At 65.2% G+C, this 22981-nt stretch carries 20 protein-coding genes; 10 read left to right on the forward strand and 10 right to left on the reverse strand.

Going from position 1 to position 22981, the window contains the following annotated elements; all coding sequences use genetic code 11:
• Positions 1-319: 319 nt before the first annotated feature.
• The gene (locus tag M6G65_RS27375; protein WP_238199541.1) at positions 320-1054 is read left to right on the forward strand and encodes a maleate cis-trans isomerase family protein; all 735 of its coding nucleotides are present in this window, start codon (positions 320-322) and stop codon (positions 1052-1054) included.
• A gap of 10 nt (positions 1055-1064) precedes the next feature.
• Here M6G65_RS27375 and M6G65_RS27380 read toward each other — a convergent pair whose 3' ends face one another.
• From M6G65_RS27380 to M6G65_RS27400, 5 genes are read right to left on the reverse strand one after another with little or no spacing between them, the layout of a single operon-like run.
• Positions 1065-1823: an aspartate/glutamate racemase family protein gene (locus M6G65_RS27380; protein WP_238199542.1), complete on the reverse strand. Its 759-nt coding sequence runs from the start codon at positions 1821-1823 to the stop codon at positions 1065-1067.
• A 4-nt stretch (positions 1824-1827) separates the two neighbouring features.
• Positions 1828-3369 (reverse strand): amidohydrolase family protein, encoded by a 1542-nt coding sequence (locus M6G65_RS27385; RefSeq protein WP_250103122.1) that lies wholly within the window; start codon positions 3367-3369, stop codon positions 1828-1830.
• A 27-nt stretch (positions 3370-3396) separates the two neighbouring features.
• Positions 3397-4203 carry an ABC transporter ATP-binding protein gene (locus M6G65_RS27390; protein WP_238199545.1) on the reverse strand — a complete coding sequence of 269 codons (807 nt, stop codon included), beginning with the start codon at positions 4201-4203 and terminating at the stop codon, positions 3397-3399.
• The gene (locus tag M6G65_RS27395; protein ID WP_238199546.1) at positions 4193-5119 is read right to left on the reverse strand and encodes an ABC transporter permease; all 927 of its coding nucleotides are present in this window, start codon (positions 5117-5119) and stop codon (positions 4193-4195) included. The genes M6G65_RS27390 and M6G65_RS27395 overlap by 11 nt, the downstream gene beginning before the upstream one ends.
• A gap of 4 nt (positions 5120-5123) precedes the next feature.
• Positions 5124-6176 (reverse strand): ABC transporter substrate-binding protein, encoded by a 1053-nt coding sequence (locus M6G65_RS27400; protein WP_238199547.1) that lies wholly within the window; start codon positions 6174-6176, stop codon positions 5124-5126.
• Positions 6177-6669: 493 nt separating this feature from the next.
• Here M6G65_RS27400 and M6G65_RS27405 point away from each other — a divergent pair, with 493 nt between their 5' ends.
• The 5 genes from M6G65_RS27405 (at position 6670) to M6G65_RS27425 (ending at position 11886) form a co-directional block, all read left to right on the forward strand.
• Positions 6670-7248 carry a GAF domain-containing protein gene (locus M6G65_RS27405; RefSeq protein ID WP_250103123.1) on the forward strand — a complete coding sequence of 193 codons (579 nt, stop codon included), beginning with the start codon at positions 6670-6672 and terminating at the stop codon, positions 7246-7248.
• 7 nt (positions 7249-7255) lie between these two features.
• Positions 7256-8866, forward strand: coding sequence for a PAS domain S-box protein (locus M6G65_RS27410; protein WP_250104294.1), 1611 nt, complete (start codon positions 7256-7258; stop codon positions 8864-8866).
• A gap of 69 nt (positions 8867-8935) precedes the next feature.
• Positions 8936-9343, forward strand: coding sequence for a response regulator (locus M6G65_RS27415; protein ID WP_238199549.1), 408 nt, complete (start codon positions 8936-8938; stop codon positions 9341-9343).
• Between the two features lie 864 nt (positions 9344-10207).
• Entirely contained in the window at positions 10208-10567 is a 360-nt protein-coding gene (locus M6G65_RS27420) for a DUF2231 domain-containing protein (RefSeq protein ID WP_238199565.1), read from the forward strand.
• Positions 10564-11886, forward strand: coding sequence for a PQQ-dependent sugar dehydrogenase (locus tag M6G65_RS27425; RefSeq protein ID WP_250103124.1), 1323 nt, complete (start codon positions 10564-10566; stop codon positions 11884-11886). The genes M6G65_RS27420 and M6G65_RS27425 overlap by 4 nt, the downstream gene beginning before the upstream one ends.
• 807 nt (positions 11887-12693) lie before the next feature.
• Here the strand turns inward: M6G65_RS27425 and M6G65_RS27430 are convergent.
• From M6G65_RS27430 to M6G65_RS27445, 4 genes are all read right to left on the reverse strand, one after another.
• Complete coding sequence (locus M6G65_RS27430) at positions 12694-12849, reverse strand: hypothetical protein (protein WP_238199550.1); 156 nt, start codon at positions 12847-12849, stop codon at positions 12694-12696.
• A gap of 276 nt (positions 12850-13125) precedes the next feature.
• Complete coding sequence (locus tag M6G65_RS27435) at positions 13126-14607, reverse strand: hypothetical protein (RefSeq protein WP_238199551.1); 1482 nt, start codon at positions 14605-14607, stop codon at positions 13126-13128.
• A 32-nt stretch (positions 14608-14639) separates the two neighbouring features.
• Positions 14640-15677: an NAD-dependent epimerase/dehydratase family protein gene (locus tag M6G65_RS27440; protein ID WP_238199552.1), complete on the reverse strand. Its 1038-nt coding sequence runs from the start codon at positions 15675-15677 to the stop codon at positions 14640-14642.
• 408 nt (positions 15678-16085) lie between these two features.
• On the reverse strand, positions 16086-16649 hold the full coding sequence (locus M6G65_RS27445; RefSeq protein WP_238199553.1) for a hypothetical protein: 564 nt from the start codon (positions 16647-16649) through the stop codon (positions 16086-16088).
• A gap of 869 nt (positions 16650-17518) precedes the next feature.
• On the opposite strand from M6G65_RS27445, the gene nhaA reads away from it, so the two are divergent.
• The 4 genes from nhaA (at position 17519) to M6G65_RS27465 (ending at position 21560) form a co-directional block, all read left to right on the forward strand.
• Positions 17519-18718 (forward strand): Na+/H+ antiporter NhaA, encoded by a 1200-nt coding sequence (gene nhaA, locus M6G65_RS27450; RefSeq protein WP_238199555.1) that lies wholly within the window; start codon positions 17519-17521, stop codon positions 18716-18718.
• 66 nt (positions 18719-18784) lie between these two features.
• Positions 18785-18961 (forward strand): hypothetical protein, encoded by a 177-nt coding sequence (locus M6G65_RS27455; protein WP_238199556.1) that lies wholly within the window; start codon positions 18785-18787, stop codon positions 18959-18961.
• Between the two features lie 27 nt (positions 18962-18988).
• On the forward strand, positions 18989-19759 hold the full coding sequence (locus M6G65_RS27460) for a potassium channel family protein (RefSeq protein ID WP_250103125.1): 771 nt from the start codon (positions 18989-18991) through the stop codon (positions 19757-19759).
• A 352-nt stretch (positions 19760-20111) separates the two neighbouring features.
• Positions 20112-21560, forward strand: coding sequence for a DUF1254 domain-containing protein (locus tag M6G65_RS27465; RefSeq protein ID WP_238199558.1), 1449 nt, complete (start codon positions 20112-20114; stop codon positions 21558-21560).
• Positions 21561-21612: 52 nt separating this feature from the next.
• Here M6G65_RS27465 and M6G65_RS27470 read toward each other — a convergent pair whose 3' ends face one another.
• Positions 21613-22905, reverse strand: coding sequence for a DUF2254 domain-containing protein (locus M6G65_RS27470; protein ID WP_238199559.1), 1293 nt, complete (start codon positions 22903-22905; stop codon positions 21613-21615).
• Positions 22906-22981: the final 76 nt, after the last annotated feature.

The following is a 22981-nucleotide window of genomic DNA, read 5'->3' on the forward strand; positions in this document are numbered from 1 at the left end:
TCAGCCAAATTCTGAGGCGCCTCCTTCCTGGATTGGACCGCGGCCTCGTTCCTGACGACCTTCGCTTACTTCACCCGCAACTCGGCTACATGGTCTTCGAAACCCTCTACGGCATGGACGGCGCCTTCCGCGCCACGCCGCAGATGGTCGAGGGCCCACTCGCCGATCGCCGGTACCGTGTCCGTCCCACCGCTCCCGGTGTGTGGGTCCGGAGCGAACCTCGACGGCGCCACCCTGCCACTTCGTGCCGCCCCAACGGAACGATCCTTGCCACCGGCCAGGGCCGGGCTCGCACCGAGGCGCAGGGGAGACAGCCAAAATGGTGGACATGCGGCCGACGGCCAGGCTCGGAATGCTGACACCGTCCTCGAACAGCATCCTCGAACCGATGACGGCGCGCCTGCTGGCGGAGCAGCCCGGGATCACGGCCCATTTCGCGCGCCTGCGGGTGACGGAGATCGGCCTGTCGATGGCGGCGCTCGATCAGTTCGACCAGGCGCCGATGCTGGCCGCCTCCGCGCTGCTGGCTGATGCCCGGGTCGCCGCGATCCTGTGGAACGGCACGGCGGGCGCCTGGCTCGGCTTCGCGAACGATGAGGTCCTGTCTGAGGCGATTACGCGGCGGACCGGCGTGCCGGCCTCGACTTCGGCGCTCGCCTTTCGCGACCTGTTCCGAAGGCGCGGGATCAGGCGCGTTGGGCTGGTAACGCCCTATACAGGAGAAGTCCAGGCGCGGATCCAGGCGAACTGGCAGACCGACGGGCTCGACTGCTCGGCCGAGCGGCACCTCGGCCTGTCGGAGAATTTCGCCTTCGCGGAGATCGGGGAGGCCGAGATCGCCGGGATGGTCCGCGCCGTGGCGGCCGAGGGTGCCGAAGCGGCTGCCATCGTCTGCACCAACCTCGCGGGCGCCACCCTCGCGCCTGCCCTCGAGGCAGAGCTCGGAATCCCGGTCTACGATTCCGTCGCGGTCAGCCTGTGGAAGGCGATGGATCTCGCCGGACTGGGGACCGCGTCGGTCACCGGGTGGGGCAGCGTCTTCGCGACGGCCTGAGCGGCTCTTCTCAGGCGTCGTCGCCGTCGCCCCGCTCGATCCATCGCCGCAGGGCCGGCGCCAGTCCGGTGGCGGGCTTGGCCGGAGGCCGTGCGAAGCGGCCCGACCGTGCGGGTCTTGCACCGAGCCGGACCAGCGTCTGCGCCTGCCCCAGGGCGGCTGCCAGCGGATCGATCAGCGGCACCGGCACGGCGTCGGCGACCCGTGCGGCGAGGCCGGTGAGCGGGGCTCCGGCCAGGATCACCGCGTCGATCCCGTCCTCGCTGACGGCCCGGTTGGCCAGGGCGACGATCTCGGCCTCCAACTCGTGCTGCACCTCCAAAACCGAACCGAAGGCGGTTGAGACCGCCCGGACGCAGGTGCAGCGGCCCGACAGGCCGGCGAGCGTGACCGCGTCCTCGTACCAGGGCAGCAGCGTGGTCGAGAAGGTCACAATGCCGAAGCGCTGGCCGAGCTGGCAAGCGGTGAGCATCGCCGCCTCAGCCATGCCGACGACGGGCAGGTCGAACAGCTCGCGCGCCGCGATAAGCCCGGGGTCGCCGAAGGCCCCGATCACGGCGGCATCGTAGCCGGCCTGATGCTCGGCCAGACTCTCGAGCACCGAGGCACCGGCGAGCTGCGCCTCGGCGCGGCTCGCGATGTAGGGTAGGCCCCGGGCGGCCGTCAGCGCGGTGAGATGCGCATCGGGGGCGAGCGCGGCCGCCGCTTCCCGCTCCATCCGGGCCGTCATGGCGGCCGACGTGTTCGGGTTGACGAGGAGGAGCCGCACGCCGTCAGACGCGCGAGCTCGGGCGGTAGAACGGCTCGTGCCGCGACGGGTCGATGTAGTTGGCGTAGAAGCGTTTCGCGTGCGGCAGCAGGGCTTTGGAGAGTTGGCGCCGCTCGACTTCGTCGTCCGACAGTGCCCGCGACAGGTCGTCGTGAAGCGCCTTTAGGGCGGCGTCTTTGTCGACCCGGGTGAAGCGCCCGTTGGCGTAGAGTACCTCGCCCTCGCACAGTACGGTGGTGACGCCCCCGGTCTTGGCTCGCTGGATCACCGCGTCGAGGAGCGGCGTCTCCGGGTCGAGATACGGGTAGGCGATCTGGTCCCAGTCGATCAGCACGAGGTCGGCGCCCCTGCCGACTTCGATCGTGCCCAGGCTGCCGCCGTAGGGGGTGGTGCGGGCGCCGCCGACGGTCGCCATGCGCAGCACCTGCGCCATGCTCGGCACGTCGGCCTCGTCCATGCCGGGCACCCGGTGGGCGCGCAGCACGAGGCGCATCTCTTGGAGCATGTCGCGGTCGTCGTTGATGCCGGCCTCGTCGAGGCCGATCGCGGTGTTGATTCCCTTGGCCTCGAAGCGGTTGAGCGCCGCCACGCCCGAGCGCAGCCGGAAGTTCGGCGAGCAATTGTGGCAGATGCAGGTGCCGGTCGCGGCGACCCGGTCGATGTCTGATTCGTTCAGCCAGACGCCGTGGCCGAGCGTTAGGCGAGGCCCAAGCATGCCAAACTGGTCGAGGTACTCGACAGCGGTGCCGCCGCCGCGCTTCTCCGCGTAGGCCTTCTGGTAGGCGGTCTCGACGAGGTGCATGTGCATCGGCACGTCGTAGGATTCGGACAGGCCGGCCAGCCCTTCGAGGGCCGCATCGGAGCACCAGTGCAGGTTGGCGGGCGCGAGCTGGATCTTGGCCCGCGAGGCACCGGCACGGCCGGCATGAAGGCTGCGGAACAGGGAGAAATTGTCCTCCAACGACATCTGGAAGCGCTCGAACCAGCGCTTCATCGGGTCCTGCAGCGAGGCCGGCAGGCTCGCCACGAAATCCATGTCGGCCTGGTAGACGAGGCGGTTCTGGTCGCGGACCGCGAAGCAGTACGAGACCCGCATGCCGATATCGCGGTAGGCGCGCAGCACCTCGTTGGAGCGCGCCTCGACCTCCTCCAGGCTGCCGGGCATCCAGCCGTGGATGTGCTGGACCGTGGTGATCCCGGAGCCGACCATCTCGAAGGCCGAGTACAGGGTGTCGAGGTAGAGGTTCAGGTTGCGCGCCACCATGCGGGTGACGAACCACAGCTCCAGGGGCATGTCGGGGGAGCCGAGCTGCACCGGCGTCAGGCCGACATGGTGGTGGCCGTTGACGAAGCCCGGTAGCAGGATCTCGCGGCCGGAGCCGATCACCGGGGCGTCGGGGTAGCGGGCATGCAGGTCCGCGTAGGTGCCGACCGCCGCGATGATTCCGTCCGTCTGCAGCACCGCGCCGTCGGCGATCTCTTCCCAGCGGTCGTGGTCGAGGGTGCGGGTGATCATCCGCCGGCTGCGGATCAGCGATGTGGCCATGGTTGGGTCCGTTTGATTGGAAAAGGGTCAGGCGAGCGCTTCCTGCTCGGCGAAGGCCCGGTCGACCTCGTCGCGCAAGAGCTCGGTAAGGTGCCGCCGCAGCGCCTCGGCCTCGGGCGAGAACGGGTCGCGCGGGCGGGGCAGGTCGTTGCGGACGATCGTCTTGATCCGCCCGGGACGGGCAGTGAACACCACCACCCGGTCGGCAAGCGCCACCGCCTCGTCGATGTGGTGCGTCACGAACAGAGCCGAGGCGCCGCTGTCGCGCCAGACGTCGAGCAGGAAATCCTGCATCTTCTGACGGGTCTGGACGTCGAGCGCCGCGAAGGGCTCGTCCATCAGCATCACCTTTGGGCGCATGGCCAGCGCTCGGGCCACCGCCACCCGCTGGCGCATGCCGCCGGACAGCTCGTCCGGCCGCTTGTCGAAGGCCTCGGCGAGGCCGACGCGCTGGAGCGCCGCCCGGGCGACGCTCCGGCGCTCGACCTCCGGCACGCCCTTCAGCGACAGGCCGAAGCTGACGTTCTGCCAGACGCTGAGCCAGGGGAGCAGCGAGGTCTCCTGGAAGATCAGGCTGCGCTCCGGCGACGGCCCGGTGACGGCCTCGCCGAAGGCCAGAAGCTCGCCCCCGGAGGCGGGTTCGAGCCCGGCGATCAGGTAGAGCAGCGTGCTCTTCCCGCAGCCCGAGGGGCCGAGGAACACCACGAACTCGCCGGGCCGCACGGTGAGGTCGATGTCGCGCAGCGCCTCGTGGGCGCGGGCGGTGCCGGCCGCCCAGACCTTGGCGACGCCGCGGCAGGAGACGGCGTCCTGGGATGCGGGATCAGAGGCCAAGGGAGGACCCCGCGTCGCGCGGCAGCCAGTACAGCAGCCGCCGCTGGACCAGCCGGAACAGCAGGTCGAAGGCGAAGCCGAGCAGGCCGATCAACGTGATGGTGAAGAACACGAGCGACGGGTTGAAGGTGTTGCGCGCCAGCATGATCACCTGGCCGAGCCCGTAGCCGACGCCGGTCGCCTCGGCGACCAGCACCACCATCCAGGCGCCGAACAGGTTGAGGCGCAGCACCGCGAGCAGGCCCGGCAGGATCGCAGGCACGATTACACGCGCGTAGATCTGGCGCTTCGACGCGCCCATGGTGCGGGCGACATTGATGTAGTTCCGGTTGACTCCGTCGATCTGCTGGATGGTCGAGAGCACCATCGTGAAGAACAGGGCGATGAACACCATAAAGATCGCCGGCGCGTTGCCGATCCCGAACATGAAGATCGCCACCGGCAGCCACGCGATCGGCGAGACCGGCGCCAGGAGCGTGATGGTCGGCAGAGTCAGACGCTCGAACAGCTTGAAGTAGCGGATCGCGACGCCGACCAGGATCGACAGAGAGGCCGCCAGGGCGAGGCCCGCCAGCACGCGGCCGGTAGAGGCGAGCACCGTGATCAGCACCGCCATGGCGGGGCTCGGGCCGGTATTCATCCCGGTGCCGATCTGCCAGCGCTGCGCGGTGTTGAAGAAGCGCGCCTGCTCGGCGAGGTTGCCGAGGAAGATGTGCGGCGGCGGCAGGAGCTTGGCGTCGGCGATGCCGAGCGCCCAGAGCAGCTCCCAGAGACCGGCGAAGCAGCCGACCGAGACCAGCATCCAGCCGGTCCGCTGCAGGAGCGGGACGAGCCCGTCGGGCAGCGCGAGGCGCTGACCGAACGGGAGGCGCGGCCGGACGTGCGGGACGGCGGCGCGGGCGAGATCGACGGCCATCCGCTCAGGCCGACTTCAGCTTGAGCTTGCTGTAGAGGTCCGGGTTCTCGGCGATGACCTGCTCCAGCAGGGTCCAGTCGATCGCGTCGCGGCCGGGCTTCTTCTTGATGTAGCCCATCTCGGCCACGGAATCGGTCCGGTCGAGGATGAACTGCGTCTGGTTGCGGGCGTCCACCACCGAGGGCTGCCGGCCCATGGCGAGCTGGGCGTTGCTCATTGAGGTCTTGTAGTAGGAGCCGACGAGCTTGTTCAGGGCGGCCTGGGGGTCGCCCTCCGCCATCGCCTGGGCCTTCATCATGCCCTTGATCAGGGCCTTCACGGCGGCCGGGTTCTTGGCGATCAGCTCGTTGCGGACCGCCAGCACGCAGTCGGTGTAGCCCTTGCCGTAGATGTCGGTGCCGTCAGAGAGCTTGACCGCGCCCTTCACGTCGGTGAGCAGCGCCGTGCCGTAGGGCTCGATGGTCGAGATGATGTCCAGCGCCCCGGCGCGGAACGCTTCCACGGCCTCCGGGGTCGAGCCCATGTAGCGGACGGTGATGTCCTTGAAGGCGACACCGTTCTTCTTCAGCCAGTCGTAGGGCAACACCTCGAGCGTATCGAGCTGGAAGGTGCCAAGCGTCTTGCCCTTGAGCTTCTCCGGACTGTCGAGGCCGGGCTGGGCCACGAGCACGCAGCCCTCGATGCCGCCGCCCGCAACGATCGTCACCGGGGCGCCGGCGTCGTATAGCGCCATGAAGCTGGTGTAGGGCATCACGCCGGCATCGACCTGGCCCATCCCGAGGAAGGTGACCTGATCCGAGAAGGTCGGCGTGTTGACGAAGTCGATGGTGAGCCCGTCATCCTTGGCGAGCTGCATCGCCTCGGCCAGGAAGAAGTTCAGGTTGCAGAAACCGGTGCCGTGGGTCGCCCGGATGCCGGTGGCCGCCGCGGCCGGGCTCGTCAGTCCCGGGCCCACCGCCAGGGTCAGCGCGGCGGCGGTCCCGCCGAGGAAGCGCCTGCGGCTGGGCTTGAACCGCGAGAAGTCGGGGACGCGATAATCGCCGTGACGGTCGCACATATCGACTCTCCTCAGAGGGCGGATCGCACGATCCGCCGGACCACGTGCCGGTGCTGAAACGGAGGGATCGGAGCTCGGAACAGGCTCTAGGCAGTCGCGGAGATCCGGCCGCCCGGCACCTCACCACATCGACGGCACGCCAACCTCTAGCCGCCGCCGGAGCGACGCTGCGCTGGCGAATATGAACCAAGAAGCGTGCCAAAGGCGGGAATCGGCTGAATTGGCCGCGCGAGACCTGTCCGCCTCAGGGAGTTCGTATCCAGCAGGCTCGCCTCGTACACCCCGTTTCCGCAAGCTGTCCTTCCGAACATCCGCCTGACAGCGCTGAGGGATGTCTCGTACGGGCTAGCCCAAGAGAGACGGCGTGGACTTGGCACCGGCTCGTGCGTTCACAGGAGACGTTGCGACCTGTGCTGCCTCTGAACCGTGCTGCTCTTGGACAGGTTAGGTAACCGCGCACCGCCAAGGAGACGCGATGCCGGTCGACGCTGAAATGATAAAGCGGCAGCGCGTGCTGGCCGACTTCGGTGAGTTCGCTCTGCACAGCGACGATCTCGACGAGGTGCTTTGCGAGGCCTGCCGCCTCGTTGGAGAGGCGCTCGGTACCGGCCGGGCCAAGATCCTGGAGATCCAGGACAACGGGCAGTGGCTCATCGTGCGCGCCGGTGTCGGCTGGGATCCGGGCATCGTCGGCCGGCTGCGGTTACCTATGGGCGAGCACTCCTCGGAGACCTTCGCGGTCCGCCAGGGTAAGCCGGTCATCACGCAGGACATCAGCAAGGAGGAGCGCTTCGAGCTTCCTGCCTTCATGAAGCAGGCCGGCGTGGTCGCGCTCGTCAACGTGCCGATCCGCGTCCCCGGCGGGCGGGCTTACGGTCTGCTCCAGGTCGACGCGACCGAGCCGCGCGCCTTCGCCGAGGAGGACACCGAGTTCCTGCGCACCTACGCCACCATCCTCGGCCCGGTGATCGACCGTCTGCTGAGGGTGAGCAGCCAGCACCTGACCGAGGAGCGCTTCCGGCTCGTCGTCCGAGAGCGCGCGCGACTATGCGATCTTCACCACCGATCCTGACGATAGGATCACTGACTGGTACCCCGGCGCGGAGGCCGTGTTCGGCTGGTCCGCCGAGGAGGCCATCGGCCAACCCGCAGCCATCATCTTCACGCCAGAAGACCGGGCGGACGGTCAGGATGCGCGGGAGACGGAACTCGCGTGCCGCGAGGGATGGGCACCCAACGTGCGCTGGCATCAGCGCAAGGATGGTTCTCGGGTCTTCATCGAGGGATCCGTCACCAAGCTGCTCGACAGAGCTGGCCGCTTCCGCGGTTTTCTGAAGATCGGTCAAGATGGCACCGAGCGGCGTGAGGCCGAGGAGCGGCTGAGCACCGCGCTCGCCATCAAGACGGTGGGCATCATCTTCTGGGGACCCGGCTTCGGTCTCACCGAGGCGAACGACGCCTTTCTGGAGATGACCGGGTTCAGCCGGGAGGAGGCGCTCGGCAAGACGTGGCAGGAGCTGACCCCGGCGGAGTTTTACCCGGCATCTCTCAACGCCGTCGAGCAGGTCATGACGGTCGGCGAAGCGGTCCCTTACGAGAAGCAGTACTTCCGCAAAGACGGTTCGCGCTGGTGGGGGTTGTTCGCACCGCGCCGCGTCGGCGACGAAGTGGTCGAGTTCGTGCTCGACGTCTCCGATCGCAAGCACGCCGAGGAAGCATTGCGCGAAAGCGAGGCGCGGTTTCGGAAGTTCAGCGAGGCATCCTCGGACTTGGTCTGGATGCGTGACGCCGGGACGCTGCGGCTCGAGTACGTCAGCCCCGCCTCAGAGCGGATCTATGATGCAGACCAGATTGCGGCGCTCGCGAACAACGACATCGACGCTTGGCTGACGTTCGTCCACCCAGATGATCGAGAGCGGGTGCTCGCCGGCGTAGAACGCGCTCGCGGTGGCTCGCCGGCGACCTATGAGTTTCGGTTGGTCAGCCCGTCGGAGGCCGAGCAGCGCTGGGTCGAGAGCACGGCTTTTCCGCTGTTCGGCGACGCTGGCCGTGTGCAGCGCCTCGGCGGCATCGCCAAGGACGTCACCGAGCGCAAGCAGAACGCTGCCCGCCTGGAGGTGCTGGTCGAGGAGTTGCAGCACCGCAGCCGCAATCTGCTCGGCGTGATCACCGCGGTGGCCAGCAAGACGCTTGAGCCCAGCAGCTCAGTCCAGACGTTTGAGACGCGGCTGAAGGCCCTCAGCCGCGCTCAGGGACTGCTGAGCCAGTTCGGCAGCGATACGGTCGAGATTGGCACTCTCGTGCGGGCAGAACTCGCGGCTCACATCGAAGCCGAGCCGGCGAAGATCGCCGTCTCCGGCCCGAAGGTTCACTTCACGGTGCGGCAGGTGCAGAACTTCGCACTCGCCCTGCACGAACTCGCGACGAACGCGGTCAAGTACGGCGCCCTGAAGAGCGGCACTGGCCAGCTTGCCGTCGCCTGGACGGTGAAGCGGGACCAGAAGAACAGGCGGTGGCTTGCCCTGACCTGGGCCGAGAGCGGCGTGATCATGCTGCCGGAGGCCGCGACCCGGCGTGGCTACGGCCGACAGCTGATCGAGAACGCTCTCAGCTACGCGCTGCGGGCCAAGACCAAGTTCGAGTTCGGCGCGGATGGGGTGCGATGCCGGATCGAGCTGCCGCTCGCTTAACCTGCGTCAGCGCGGGGGCAGACTGGGCCTGCCAGAACCTCGGATGCTGCACCGCTGATCGGAACCGACATGCTGAACGCCGCTGGGCCGCTTGTCGGTCACCGCATCCTGCTGGTCGAGGACGAGTACCTGATCGCCATGGAGATGGAGCGCTGGCTGCGCGACGCGGGCGCTGAGGTGATCGGGCCGGTGCCGAGCGTGGAACAGGCCCTCGACCTGATCGAGGATGAGGGGGCCCCCGACGCAGCGATCCTCGATGTGAACCTCGGCGATGGCGAGAGGGTGTTCCCCGTGGCCGACCGTCTGGATGGGCTGGGTGTGCCCTACCTGTTCGCGACGGGCGACATGCGGATCCTCAAGGATGCGAAGTACGAGCGCTGCCCTCGCCTGGAGAAGCCGATCCTGAGCCTCGAGCTAGTCGCAGCGGCCGAGAAGCTTGTCGGCACCTCACGGCGTGGCGAGCGGCGCAGCGCGTAGCGGGCTATCCGTGAACGTCAGATTCCGGCGGCAAAGCGGTCCACCTCGGCAGCTCGGCTGAGTGCCAGTTTCCTACACTAAGCCGAAGTTGCCGGACCGCCGACGGATGACCGCTTCCGGGGAGCGTTGTTGGCGGTCGGAACGGCAAGGTTGGGTCGGTGGGAGGCCGTCCGCTTTTTCGGTCGTACTGCTCCGAAGCGGACCGACAGCTTTCGGCCAGTTTGAGCCGGCGTCGAGAGGCTGCTGAGCGTCTCAGATGGGTGGATCTCCGCCTGTCCGCTTACGGGTGGCGGTGCACGGAAGCGGACGTCGTATCTTCTGCCACTCTCGACCCATAGCAGGCCCTATGAAGGTCCGCCTCCAAGTTGTCGATAAGGCAAACGCCTATGACCTGCTGGGGTGGGTACCTGCCGGTCTGCTTCCGGACTTCAGGTTCAACATGCGGTCGTTTGAGGTTCGGCAGGAGCTAGCCTACACCGGCCCATCAGCTTCTGACGATGGTGGGACTGCACCGAACTCGAAGCAAAAATGTGATACAAATCAGAAACTTATTACTTCTTACAACCCGGGAAATCTGTTGCGCACTTGCGGCACCGCGTCGCTACCGCAGATCCGATTTTGTGCGAATGGCACCATAACTGCTCGTTGTGGCCTCGGTGGTATTACGGCGTTGGCGCGTCGCATTCGCGATAAAGTCATCAAGTACGTTTGTCCCCTTCCCGAGATTTCGCGTTTCACCCATGCTCGACCGAGCTTTCTCAAGTCGTTGCTTCTTTGGAGGTAAAAATGACTAGGCAAATCGGCGGGGCCCGTACGCCCAGGCCGCTGCACCCATTGTTCGTCGGACTTGGCGGGGCCTTGCTGATGGCCGCCCTATTCACGGACTCCATGTATTTCAGTAATGCGCTGATGCAGTGGGCCAACTTTTCGGCGTGGCTGATCACCGGCGGGCTCGTGCTAGCCCTCATCGCCGCGCTCGTGCTCGTGCTCGATTTCGTGCTCGGCAGGGCCGGGCCGATCAGCTGGCCGGATTTCGCCCTGCTTGCCGTCGTCGCGATCCTCTCGATCGTCAACGTCTTCATCCACACGCGCGATGGCTGGAGGTCTGTCGTTCCGTCCGGGATCACTGTGTCGGCCATCGTCGCGATCCTGCTCCTCGTAGCCGGCCTTCGCGGCTGGTGCGTGACCGGCCTCAAGATGCCCGCCCAGGGAGACATCGCATGACCGTGAAGCGATTCCGCGCGGCTTCCAGCCTGATGGTCGTTGCCCTGCTTGCCGGCTGCAACGACAAGGGAGGCGATCCCGCGAAGCAATACGGGTCGAACCCGGACATTCCGGAGTCCCGCGAGTACCTCGTCCCCCCGATGAGCGTGCCGCAGGCCGTCGGCTGGAAGGAGGGGGAAACGCCCACGGTTCCCGCCGGCCTGCGCATCCAAGCCATGGCGAACGGGCTGATGCATCCGCGTATCGTCTACCCGCTCTCCAACGGCGACATCCTGGTCGCCGAAAGCAACGGCCCTGGCACCAAGCCTTTACGGCCGAAGGATTACATCTCGGGTTTGATCAAGGCCCGCGGCGGTGCTGCCGACAAGGGCGGCAATCGCATCACGTTGCTGCGGGATGTCGACGGCGATGGCATTCCGGAGATGAAGACGGTGCTCGCCGACAATCTGCACTCGCCCTACGGGGTCGCGGTGGTGGCGGATACGCTGTACGTGGCCAACACCGACGCGATCATCGCCTATCCGTTCAAGCCCGGGCAGACCGAGATCAAGGAGCCGGGGACCAAGCTCGTGGATCTCCCGGCCGGCCCGATCAACCATCATTGGACCAAGGCGATGGTCGCCAGCCCCGATGGATCAAAGCTCTACGTCGGCGTCGGGTCCAACAGCAACGTCGCCGAAAACGGGATGGATATCGAGGAGGATCGTGCGGCCATCTTCGAGGTCGACAGGCTGACCGGCGCCAAACGCCTCTACGCGACCGGGATACGCAACCCGACGAACCTCGCCGTCCAGCCCGGAACAGGGCAGTTGTTCGCCGTCGTCAACGGACGCGACGAGAACGGGCCGGATGCGGATCCGGACTATCTTTCCTCGATCAAGGAGGGCGGCTTCTACGGTTGGCCCTACAGCTACTGGGGGCAGCACGTGGACGACCGCGTCCAGCCGCAGAAGCCGGACATGGTCGCGAAGGCGATCAAGCCGGATTATGGATTGAGCTCCCACGTCGCGACCCTCGGTGTCGCGTTCACCCAAGGTCAGAAGGTGTCACCGCAATTCGCCAATGGCGCGTTCGTAGGCGAGCATGGCAGCTGGAACCGCGATCCGCTGAACGGCTATCAGGTGATCTTCGTACCCTTCGCCGATGGACGCCCGAACGGGGACCCAGTCCCAGTGGTCACCGATTTCCTCGCGCAGGACCATAAGACTGTTCGCGGACGGCCGGTCGGCGTAGCGCTCGACCGGACCGGCGCCCTGATCGTGGCGGACGATGTCGGCAACACGGTCTGGCGCGTGAGCGGGGCAGCAGCCACGCACTAAAGCATGCCGCGAAAGAGCGTCAACGCACCTCTATGGAGCCGTGCTATACAATATTGAAACAGCCACGCTGCGTATCGATCGATCATTTCGAAACACAGCGTGGTCCAAATTGTAACGGCACAGCAGCACCAGGGGCATCACACCACACGCACTGAGGTCTCGGGCGCGCAGAACCGGGGAAGGTTGCTACGTTGAGGCCGAGCGCCCCCGTCCCAGCAGGGCCGAGACCGTTGTGCGCACCCATGTGAACCTCAATGGCGAGCGCATCGCGTCGAACACGATACGGCACATGTTCCGGGCGGGCAATCGGCCGTCGTTGAGTGTCGACATGGTTGATGTGGGCGTGGTCTACCCGAGGGTTTGAAGACTAATCAGTCCCGAAATCCCTGGCGGGTGCCGCCGAAATAGCTCTAGATTGATTATTATGTTGTGCTACCGGCTCTTTTTCGTAGTTATTCGCTCTGGAGTCCATGTAATTTCCGAACCATCCGATCACAACGAACACCAACATTATGATAAGAATGATTGAAAGAAACTCTGTGACCTTGTCGGCATGTCGCTCAAGCCGCCGGATTGCGATACATCCTCCGGTGAATAGCGCGGCCATGATGAACGGCACGGTCCCGATAGCTGGCATTGCTCACAATGCCTGAACCGCCACGGCGGCGAGGAGGGCGATCGTGTAGCCGGGAGCCACGGCGCCGATGACGACGAAAGGAGCTCTATCTTTCATGGCCGCAAAACCCGCCGGCCCGCGGCGGCGTTCCCGGTTGCCGTCTGTAGGCGTGCCCGGTCGTCCGCTCCTCCTCAGCAGTCTCGATCCAGCCACACCTCTCCCAGGCGCAGCGACCAGATCACGTGCCCTGCGGGGTCGGTGAGATAGATCGAGTTTGTGCCCGTGCCGACCATGTCGACGTGGATTCGTTTGGCCACCTCAATGGCCTCGTCAGCATCCCCGGCCATGATGCTTTCCTCGCGCGCGGGTGCGTCGAGTACTCCGTCGAGGTGCCGGAGGGCCACAGCGAAGGGCGGCACACACGTTCATGCTGTGCGTTGTCTGGAGGTCCGCTGAGGGTGGATTTCGGCCGGTCCGCTTCCGGGCGGCAAAGCATAGAAGCGGACACCGTCGCCGCGCCCGCTCACGACCCATTACCAAAGCCGGGGACGTCGGCATGCAGGCTGCTCAGTAGGGCAGCGAACTGCAGCTGGGGCCGAGTGGCCTCAGCCAGCAGCGCCCCGCTAGGTAGGGCACCGCTCAAAGAAGAGGATGCCGTCATCCTCGCGACGATAGGCCTTCCAGATAAGGTGACCAGAGACCCTCGCGGTTGGACAGTACCCGTTTTCTGATCCCGCCAAAACGTAGTCCTTCAGATCGGAGCCAGTCGGGAGGTCAGTCGAGAGCGCGATCAGTTCGTACCTCCCGGCCAAGGTGGTGCGGAAGAAACTTAGCTCCACATTCGGTGAGAAGGCCTGCTGACGTTGCCAAACATAGAATGCCGGCCTCGACCGTCCCCCATCATAGTTCGCGAACACATTATGATTGAACCACGGTTGTAGGGAAAATGCTTTGAAGCCTACCGCCGCGACTCGCACCGCTGGATCTCGCTCGCGCGCGGCACGCACGATCGCGGCCGCCCCCAGACCTGATGAATAGGGTTCCCTGACCTCTCTAATCCAGGCTGCGGCGGTTTGAGCGTCTTGGAGCAGGACAAGGGCCGCGACGCTCGTCAAGACGAGCCCGCGCAGGCTGCGACTGCAAGCGTTCAGCGTTGGCCAGCTGATCCAGAGCCCGAAGATCCAGACGAGAAACAGAATTCCGGAGTGCCAGACGTTAGTCGGCTGCAGCGCCGAGAAGACCAACAAGCTGAGAGCTAAGGAACCGACAAGGATGAAGGTTCCGGCACGGCGGAACAGAATTAGCGAGGGGAGCAGAATTAGTACTGAGGCGAGCTTCTGGACTTCGAAGGGCGCATCGTGGGTTCCGAAGCCTACGCGATCGACGAAGGCTTCCCTGAGCAGCCTGCCCGAGCGGTCGAAGTCAATGCCCGACGCATTAAAGCTGACGTCCGAGGCGGGCCATGCCTGCAGGATGGCACACAGTGCCAGGAAGACGAACAACGCTGTGCTGCGGTAGAAGGCGGATTGCCGCCAGTTGCCCGCATGTAAGGCTAGAAGGATTGCTTCAGCATACAGCGTTCCGGCAACCATGAAGCTGTGTGCATTAGCGTTGGCGAGCAGTCCTAAAACGATCGCATAGGGCATCGGCTGTGTTGCCCGCCGCGGGAACAGCAAGGCAGCAAGCGGCATCAACAAAAGATCAAGCGCGTAGCTGCGTGCCACGACAGAATATTGGTAGGCGAAAAAATAAGACCCAATGATGCCGAGCCGAAGCCATACGGGGAATGGCGCGGTGCGCAAGACGAGAAACGCGCCCGACACTGCGATCGCGGAGCTGATGAGCCAGAGGCCCAAGAACGGGTATCCAGCGTGCGAGGCCAGCCACAGCAGCATGTGCCAGAGACCGGGCGTTCCCTCGTAGTGCAAACGGTGGAGAAGGAGGTCCGGCAGTGCACTGTCGCGGGCCAGGAGCCACGCCTGCGCCTCGTCGAACCAAGCCTCATGGTGCGAGCCAACCGCGATTAGGACAGCCGCGAAGCCGGCCGCGCCGATCGCCGGTGAGGCATTCTCATTTGATCGCGAAGGGGCGGTGGGGCTCAGCACTGCTGGCAACGGCATCGGGGCAGGTGAGCGCATTAAGACACCCATTTAAGGATGCGGATCACGCCCATATCGGCCGAGCGGCTATGGTCGGACACGCCACGCCGCGTCGCGATCTCGGAACGATTGGCAGCGTAGTAGCGATAGGCACAGAGCAGCATTTCGCGGTTCGTCAGCGTCGGCCGCCAACCCAGTTCGGTTTTGATCCGCGTTGTGTCGAAAACGAAATCCGAGGCGATCATCCGCGCATGGTATGGCCCAAGCGGCGACACCCGGAGTGCATGAGCGACACGCATCGCCAGGACTGTCGGCGCTTTGGGGAGGCTACCGATCCTTGAAGGGCTGCCGGCATTTGCGATGACATACGCGTAGCTGTCGCGCATCGTGCCGACATCGTCCGAGCCGATGCCGAATACCCCGGCCGTTCGACGCTGCCACGCCAGCAACATCGCCGCGATCAGATCACGCGCGGCAATGAACTGATACCGGTTCGATCCATCGCCGACGACCCAAACCCGTCGCCCATCCGCGATGAACTCGAACAGGATCGAAAGAAGGCCGAGCCGTCCCTCGTCCATGATGGTGGGCGAGCGCAGGACAGTGGTGGTGAAATCGCCCGCGTGGTCAGCGAGTATCTTCTCGCCCTCCCACTTGCTCGCGCCGTAGACTTCGCAAGGCTCCGGCGGATCGTCCTCGTGCACCGGTCGGCTGAAGCCACGCCCCCACAGGCAATTGCTAGAGATGTAGATCAAGCTCCGGATACCAGCCGTAGTGACTGCCGCCGCGAGCGTCCGCGTGCCTTCAACATTGGCCGACCACAACTCGCCCGGCGGGATCGAGCCATGCGCAAGAAGCGCCGCACAATGGAATACGACATCGTGACCGGAGCCTGTCAGCAGCTTGTCGAGTAGGGGCCGGTCACGGATGTCACCAACGATTGCGCGCAGGTTCGGGTGCGAATTTCTGCTGGGAAGCCTGTCTATACTGGTTACGGCGTGCCCATCTTCGAGCAACTTCGTGATCAGCAGCGAGCCGAGGAAGCCTGAGCCGCCAGTTACAAGAACACGTGCCACGCGAGTTCCTTCACACCGGCATCGAACCCCTGGCCGGCGCCGAAGCTTGCCATCATTTGCTTACGATTGCGTAGCTACGCGCTACGCGACGAGGCCACCGGGTGCGACATGTGTCGGGAGAGGGAAAGGCATTCCCGCTGCCTCTCAACTATGATCGACGCCGTTCACAGTCACGGCGCCACTCTCGCCGAGCTCACGCTCAAGACATGGCTCGCTACGCTGCCAAGCACATCCAACGATGAGGCCCCGAATACCGCCTCGGATCAGCTGACGGAGGCGCAGAGGTGCTGCGTCCAACATCGAGCAGGTCTGTAGAACCTTGCTGTAACATTTGACCGCGCCTCGTATGCGCATTTCAACATAAGGAACGCAGTTCTTGGGATAAAATATTCATGATCGTGCCAAAAACTAGTTTTCAATGATCTGATAATAATGATCTCGGATCTTTGAAATGATTTTATGACCGTTAGTAGATGCTGTCGAGAAATGCGTACCCGGGTATGGTAGAAATTTCGCCAACGTTTCGGGATAAAGTCCCACTTGGTCGGTCTCATCGAAAACAACGTAGTAGAACTCGCCGTTTTCCGACTGATTTCCGTGCCAGTTCCCCGGGGAAACAAACATTCGAAGGGGTACATGGTCGCTTTCTACGCTCTTTGCGGCGGCGCCCACGATCGCGCGTTTTGTAGATGCGCGTTGCGCCTCAACAATATGGTCGAACTCCAGCAAACGATTTTTCATAAAAATATTCGAGCAGAAATAGGTGCCCGCGCTCATTAAGAAAATTCCGGCCAGAAGCGACATCCCCTGCCGAGGATGCGAACACACGATCTTGAACAGAGACCAGAGGATGCCTACCACCGTTATGCATTTAATCGCATCGACAAATAACGGTGACCAGATCGGATCATCGGTTCTGTTCGACCAGAGAAAGGCTAAAAATGCGAGCAGCGGTATGACAACGAGCTGCACCGACCAGAAATCCTCGTGCTGAGCCGACGCTTTCATTTGCGGATACCGTCGCCTTACTGTCGCAATCGGGGCGTCAAGTTTAGGCCAAGCCTTGCGTGATCGTGCCATTGCCCAGTGAGTCCAATCGTGAAGATGTATGCCGCGGTAGGAACGGCACGGCGCAATTGCCAAGGGAGCGCGACGGCCGCCGAGGACCGGGCCTTGTAACCGTCACGCTTTCGGATAAGTGCCGAAGGCAAATAGACCGTTACGGAGCTTCGCTCCTAGGCTTCACACCCCTGCCGACTTCGAGCAGACGCAGCCATATGATTGGTCTCGAGAAACCCAGGCGATCGTCGCAATGGCTAGCAAAAATCGGAAAGGAAGGCCTGCTTTCGGACTGAGGAACAAGGTTCGGTTGCCGCCTCAAGCCGGAGTTGGCTGATGGCCGCCGAATGGCCGCTTTGGGAAGGCAGCAGGAGCTCTCCAGGCGACTGCATTGGGTTGATAGTCGACCGTCCGCTTTTCCGGCGGCTCTTCTCCGAAGCGGACCGGCGGCTTTCGGCCAGACTACGCCACGCTGGATCGCCATTGCGCGTAAGACCGGACATTCGGCTTTGCGCCCATCTCGGCCATTCAGCGGTCTCTTCCGGCATACCCAAAGCAAACAAAGCCCGTTGCCCTATGGCGACTGCCTTTCGGTAGTTATCAATGTCCCGATAGCCTCGCTTCGAAGGTTGCCTTGCTGCCCTCCTCCCTATGGCGAGCCGCACAGGAGTGGGTTGTGCCCCTCCAATTTCGATGCGATAGGCCGCTATGGGTGCGCGGTCCGTAGTTCGGATCGGCAGGTCGAGCGCTGGTCGGGCCGCCAGCGCCGGAGACCTGTGCCCGTGTCGTCGCCGTCTCATGCCGTTCCGCGGCCTCGCCGCCCCCTGTCGGCCTTGCGCGATATCCTCGTCAGCGAGGCCGGTGGCGGTCTCGTCCTGATGGCGAGCGCCGCGCTGGCCTTGACCGTCGCGAACTCTCCGCTCGCCGACGCCTACTTCGCCGCGCTTAAGACCTATCTCGGCCCGCTCTCGGTTCTGCACTGGAGCAACGACGCCTTGATGGCAGTGTTTTTCCTGCTCGTTGGGCTGGAGATCAAGCGCGAGGTGCTCGACGGACGCCTTCGGACATGGCCCGACCGGGTCCTGCCTGGGCTGGCTGCTCTCGGTGGCATGGCCGCGCCGGCCCTCGTCTACGCTGCCGTGAATTGGCACTCGCCCGAGACCTTGCGCGGCTGGGCCATCCCGGCCGCTACAGACATCGCCTTCGCGCTGGGCGTGCTGGCGCTGCTCGGCCCGCGCGTGCCGGTCTCCCTCAAGATCTTCCTGACGGCGCTGGCCATCATCGACGACCTCGGCGCCGTGCTGATCATCGCCCTGTTCTACACCGCCGACCTGTCGCTCCCGATGCTCGGCGGGGCCGCGGCGACGCTCGCCGTGCTCTATGGGCTCAACAAGGCCGGCGAAGCGCGCCTCTGGCCATACCTGCTGCTCGGCGTCGTCCTCTGGGTGTTCGTGCTCGCCTCGGGCATCCACGCGACCATCGCTGGCGTGCTGCTGGCGCTGACGGTCCCGCTGCGCCTCAGCGTCGGCAAGCCGGACGACCCGACCTCGCCGCTCCACATCCTGGAGCACGCGGTCCATCCCTGGTCGGCCTACCTGATCTTGCCGGTGTTCGGCTTCGCCAACGCTGGCGTGTCGCTGGCGGGGATCACGCCGGGGATGCTCCTCGACCCGATCACGCTCGGCGTGGCGCTCGGCCTGTTCGTCGGCAAGCAGGTCGGCGTGTTCGGCCTCGTCCTCGCCGCCGTGAAGCTCGGGCTTGCGCAGCGCCCGGCCCATGCCGGCTGGTGGCAGGTCTACGGCGTCTCGCTCCTGTGCGGCGTCGGCTTCACGATGAGCCTGTTCATCGGCCTGCTCGCCTTCGCGAACGCGCCCGAGCTTGAGGCCGAGACCAAGGTCGGCGTGCTGATTGGCTCGCTGGCCTGCATGGCCACTGGGGCGCTGGTGCTGCGGTTCGCCCCGGCCCGTCCGTCCCAGCGCTGAGCCGGAGCCGTCGCGTGACTGAACCGCGGCGGCCTCCCTCGACCTCACAGAACCGAGTGAAGCATCATGCCTCGTCAGTTCCCGCGGCGTCGTCCCGGCGCCATCGAGGGCCGCCTGTCGGGCCTGGTCCTCGCCCTCGCTGGGGTGCTGCTCCTCGGCATGGGGGTGCTGATGCTGCTGTCGTGGCTGTCCGGTGATGCCGAAGGCGCCGTGGCCGGGTACGTGGCGACGCGGGATTCCTGACCTCCTTCCCTTCCGGCCCGACGACCGATGACGAAACCCGCCGCGACGCTGAGCGAGCTCTACGAAGGGGACACGAGGCGCGCGCACCGCTTCCGCTACGCCCTGCTCGTGTTCGACGTGGCGACCATCGCCTTCGTCGTCGTGACCTCGTTTCTGCCGCTGATGGACTGGATCGTCGCCTGCGACCTGTCGCTTGGCCTGTGCGTCCTGCTCGACTTCGCCGCGCGCCTCGGCATCAGCCGCGCGCCGCTGCGCGAGTTCCGGCATCTCAGCACCTGGACCGACCTGGTGGCGGTGGCCTCGTTCCTCGCCCCCGTGCTCGCCGAGGGCGTCGGGTTCCTGCGCATCCTGCGCACGCTGCGCCTGCTGCGGACCTACCACCTGCTGGAGCGGCTGCGACAGGACAGCGGGCTGTTCCGCCGCAACGAGGACGCGATCCTGGCCGCGACCAACCTCCTGGTGTTTGTGTTCACGATGACGGGCATCGTCTACGCGACCCAGCACGACCACAACCCAGCCATCCAGACGCCGGTCGACGCCCTGTACTTCACGGTCACGTCGCTGACCACGACCGGCTACGGAGACATTACACTGCCGGGGCCGACGGGCCGGCTGCTGTCGGTGTTCGTGATGATCTGCGGCGTGACGCTGTTCTTCCGCCTCGCGCAGGTGGTGTACCGCCCCTACAAGGTGCGCTTTCCCTGCGAAGCCTGCGGGCTGCAGCGCCACGAGCCGGACGCCGTACACTGCAAGGCCTGCGGCAACCTGCTGAACATCCCCGACGAGGGGGCCGAGTAGCAGTCGAAATCTGGCGCCGGGTACCGGTGGTGAGGTTCTGCTCCCGACCCATGCCAGCCTTGCCGGCAGTGATCCGAGCTTTCCGAAAACGGCCATTTGTCGGCCATCGGGCCACTTCGGCTCGGGTGGGAATCGGTTCGTCGTCCGTGCGACGAACGTCTGAAAGGCTGGCAGGTCGGGCGATCCAAGTACCCGACCGGCAGCTCATAATTCAAAATCTCCGAAGGAAACTGGATGAACAATAATAAAACCCAGGAACAGATCGGATCTGGTGCATGGCTGGCGAAGCGTTGCCGTGATAGTCTGTGTTGCCGCCCACACGGCGAGACGTTCGAGCAGGAGGGGCCAAGCCATGACTCTTTTTACCCGGCGCAACCTCGTTACTGGCGCTGCCCTCGCGGCGCCATTGATCGCCAACCCGTCGCTGGTGTCGGCGCAAGTCTCCGAGGCACTGGTAGGAAGCGCATCCGATGCAGAGCGGATCGCCATGGACGCCTATATCTACGGCTACTCGCTGATCACCACGGAGGTGACCCGGGTGCAGATGTCGAACGTGCCTGCGCTCGGCGGCCTGCACGGACCTATGGGGCAGTTCATCAACGTCAAACGCTATCCGCCGGCCGACTACCGCGGCGTATCGGCGCCCAATGCGGACACGCTCTATTCGGCTGCTTGGCTCGATCTCGGCGCTGAGCCGACGGTGTTCTCCCACCCTGATATGGGTGACCGCTATTTCCTGTTCCCGATGTACAGTCTTTGGATGCCGGTGGTGGAATGCCCGGGCGCGCGCACGACGGGGGGCCGGGCGGCTAGCTTTCTGATCACTGGGCCTGGTTGGTCGGGCCAGGTTCCGTCGGGCATGAGGGAAATTAAGTCACCGACGCGCTACCTGCTCATCCTCGGTCGCACCTATGCCAACGGTACCGACGCCGACTTCGCAGCGGTCAATGCCCTGCAGGAACAGTACAAACTCGTTCCGCTCTCCTCCTTCGGAAAACCCTTCACCTTCCACGCACCGCCGGTCGACCCGAACCCCGGCTTCAGCATGACCGACAAGCCGCAATCGGTGATCCTCAGCATGTCGGCTGAAGACTACTTCAACCGACTGGCGCGGCTGATGGGGACGGCGGCCCCGCCGGCGCCGGAGGATGGGCCTATGCTTGCCCGCATGGCGCGCATAGGCATCGCTCCCGGTCAGCCCTTTGAGGCCGCAAAGCTCGACCTTACCGTGCGCGAAGCCCTGCGCGACCTTCCGCAGCGGGCGCTGGCCGTGATCGGAGCGGGTCGTTCCAGCCTTGGCAACGAGGTGAATGGCTGGACCGTGACGAAGGGCCTCGGCCGCTACGGCATCAATTACATGAAGCGCGGCGTAGTCGCCGCCTTCGGCTGGCCCGCCAATCTTGAGGAGGACGCGGTCTACCCGAACACGACAGTAGACAGTGAGGGCCGCGTGCTGAACGGCGCGAACAAGTACACGCTCACTTTCGCCGCCGGGCAGACGCCCCCCGTCAACGGCTTCTGGTCCATCACCATGTACGAGGTCGACCAAGGCTGGTGGTTTGTACCCAATCGCCTCAACAAGTTCACAGTCAGCCTGCGCGATGACCTGAAGCGCAACACCGACGGCTCGATTACGCTCCATTTTCAAAATGACTCGCCCGGTCCAGAACGGGAGAGCAACTGGCTACCGGCACCGAAGGGAGATTTTATCCCCATGCTGAGGATGTACTGGCCGAAAGCCGGAAATCCTTCGCTGCTGGACGGCAGCTGGGCGCCGCCTTGGGTGCAGCGCGTCAGTTGAGGGTAGGAAGCAGATGGTTCAAGAATAGGTGCCTTGCGTCGGATTTCGGCCGCTAGGCGCCAACTGCGGCGGCATCGTAAAACCGTCGGTGCCGGTCTTCCAGGTCGGCAAGGTCCGATGGGTCCGCCACGTCGCGCCGCGCGGCGGCGATGACGAGATCCGCATGCCGCGAGAGTTCGGCCGTCCGATCCTTCAGCCTCTCGACCTCGGCGACGCGGGCGAGCACGTCGAGCATGCGGCCGAGGACATGGACCGATCCGGCGGCGTTCTGCCGGATCATGTGGAACATGGCATCGCACAGGCCGTCATAGTCCGTCACCGGGTGGACGAGCACGGCTCGGCCCTCCCGGAGCACAACCCCGGTGGGCAGGTGCCGCGGCGCGATCCGGCACAGGGCGTCGCCGAGATGGTCCACCACGCTGCCGGCCGTGAACGGGTCGTTGATGCCGGGCGAGAGCGCCCGCACCGCGATCTCGACCAACTGCCGGACCGAGTATTCCGGGTCCTGGATTGCGGCGGGGCGGCGCCCCAGCGTCACCGCGTCGAGGATGGCGGCCTCGGCTCCCTCGACCTGCGCGGACAGGAATGCGACCGGGTAGCCGCTCGGAACATAGTCGCCGGGCCTGACCCGCAGGGTGACCGTGACCCGGTGCTCGCGGGCCCAATCCGCCAGCGCGTCCGTGTCCATGGCCTGGATGTAGCCGCCGCCGGTCGCCGCGACGGCCGTACCGGCTGGCGCCTCCGGGGGACGGACGGCCACCGGCTCGTCGCGCGTATGGATGGCGATGGCCTCGCACAGATCGCGCTGGACGGCATCGACCACGGTCTCGATGTTGATGCTCGTGGCGATGTGATGAACGAACCAGACGAGCGTGCCGACCGCGACCAGAGCCAGAACGATGGCGCCGGTGATGGCGAGATGCGGGACGAACGGGCTCTCCTCAACGGTGCGCACCGTGCGCAGCACCATCAGCGCGTAGGCGAAGGTGCCGAGGAAAATCCCAAGCACCGTCTGGTTGCGGGCGTCGCGGATGAAGTTCCGCAGGAGGCGTGGCCCCATCTGGCCCGATGCCAGCGTCAGGGCTGCGATGGTGATGGAGAAGGTCGTTCCCGCGACCCCGATGTTCGAGGATGCGATGGCGCTGAGCAGCGCCCGCGCGCCCTCGGCGCCGCCGGAGTACCCCCAGTTTTGGTCGGGAGAGGATGCGTCGTAGCCGGCGACATGGGCCATTTCCAGCCAGACCCCGAAGTGCGCCAGCAGGATGCAGCCGAGCACGACGAGGGCCGGGCGAAGCCAGAACAGGTCGCCCAAGGTTTCCAGCCAAGCTTTGACGCGCGCGCTCATCGTTGCGGACCGACACCACCGACGCCGGCAACGGCCGGCACGAAGGGGCGTTCCGGTCGTTGCAGTTCGAACGCGA

The sequence above is a fragment of the Methylobacterium tardum genome, from assembly GCF_023546765.1.
Lineage (GTDB): Bacteria > Pseudomonadota > Alphaproteobacteria > Rhizobiales > Beijerinckiaceae > Methylobacterium > Methylobacterium tardum.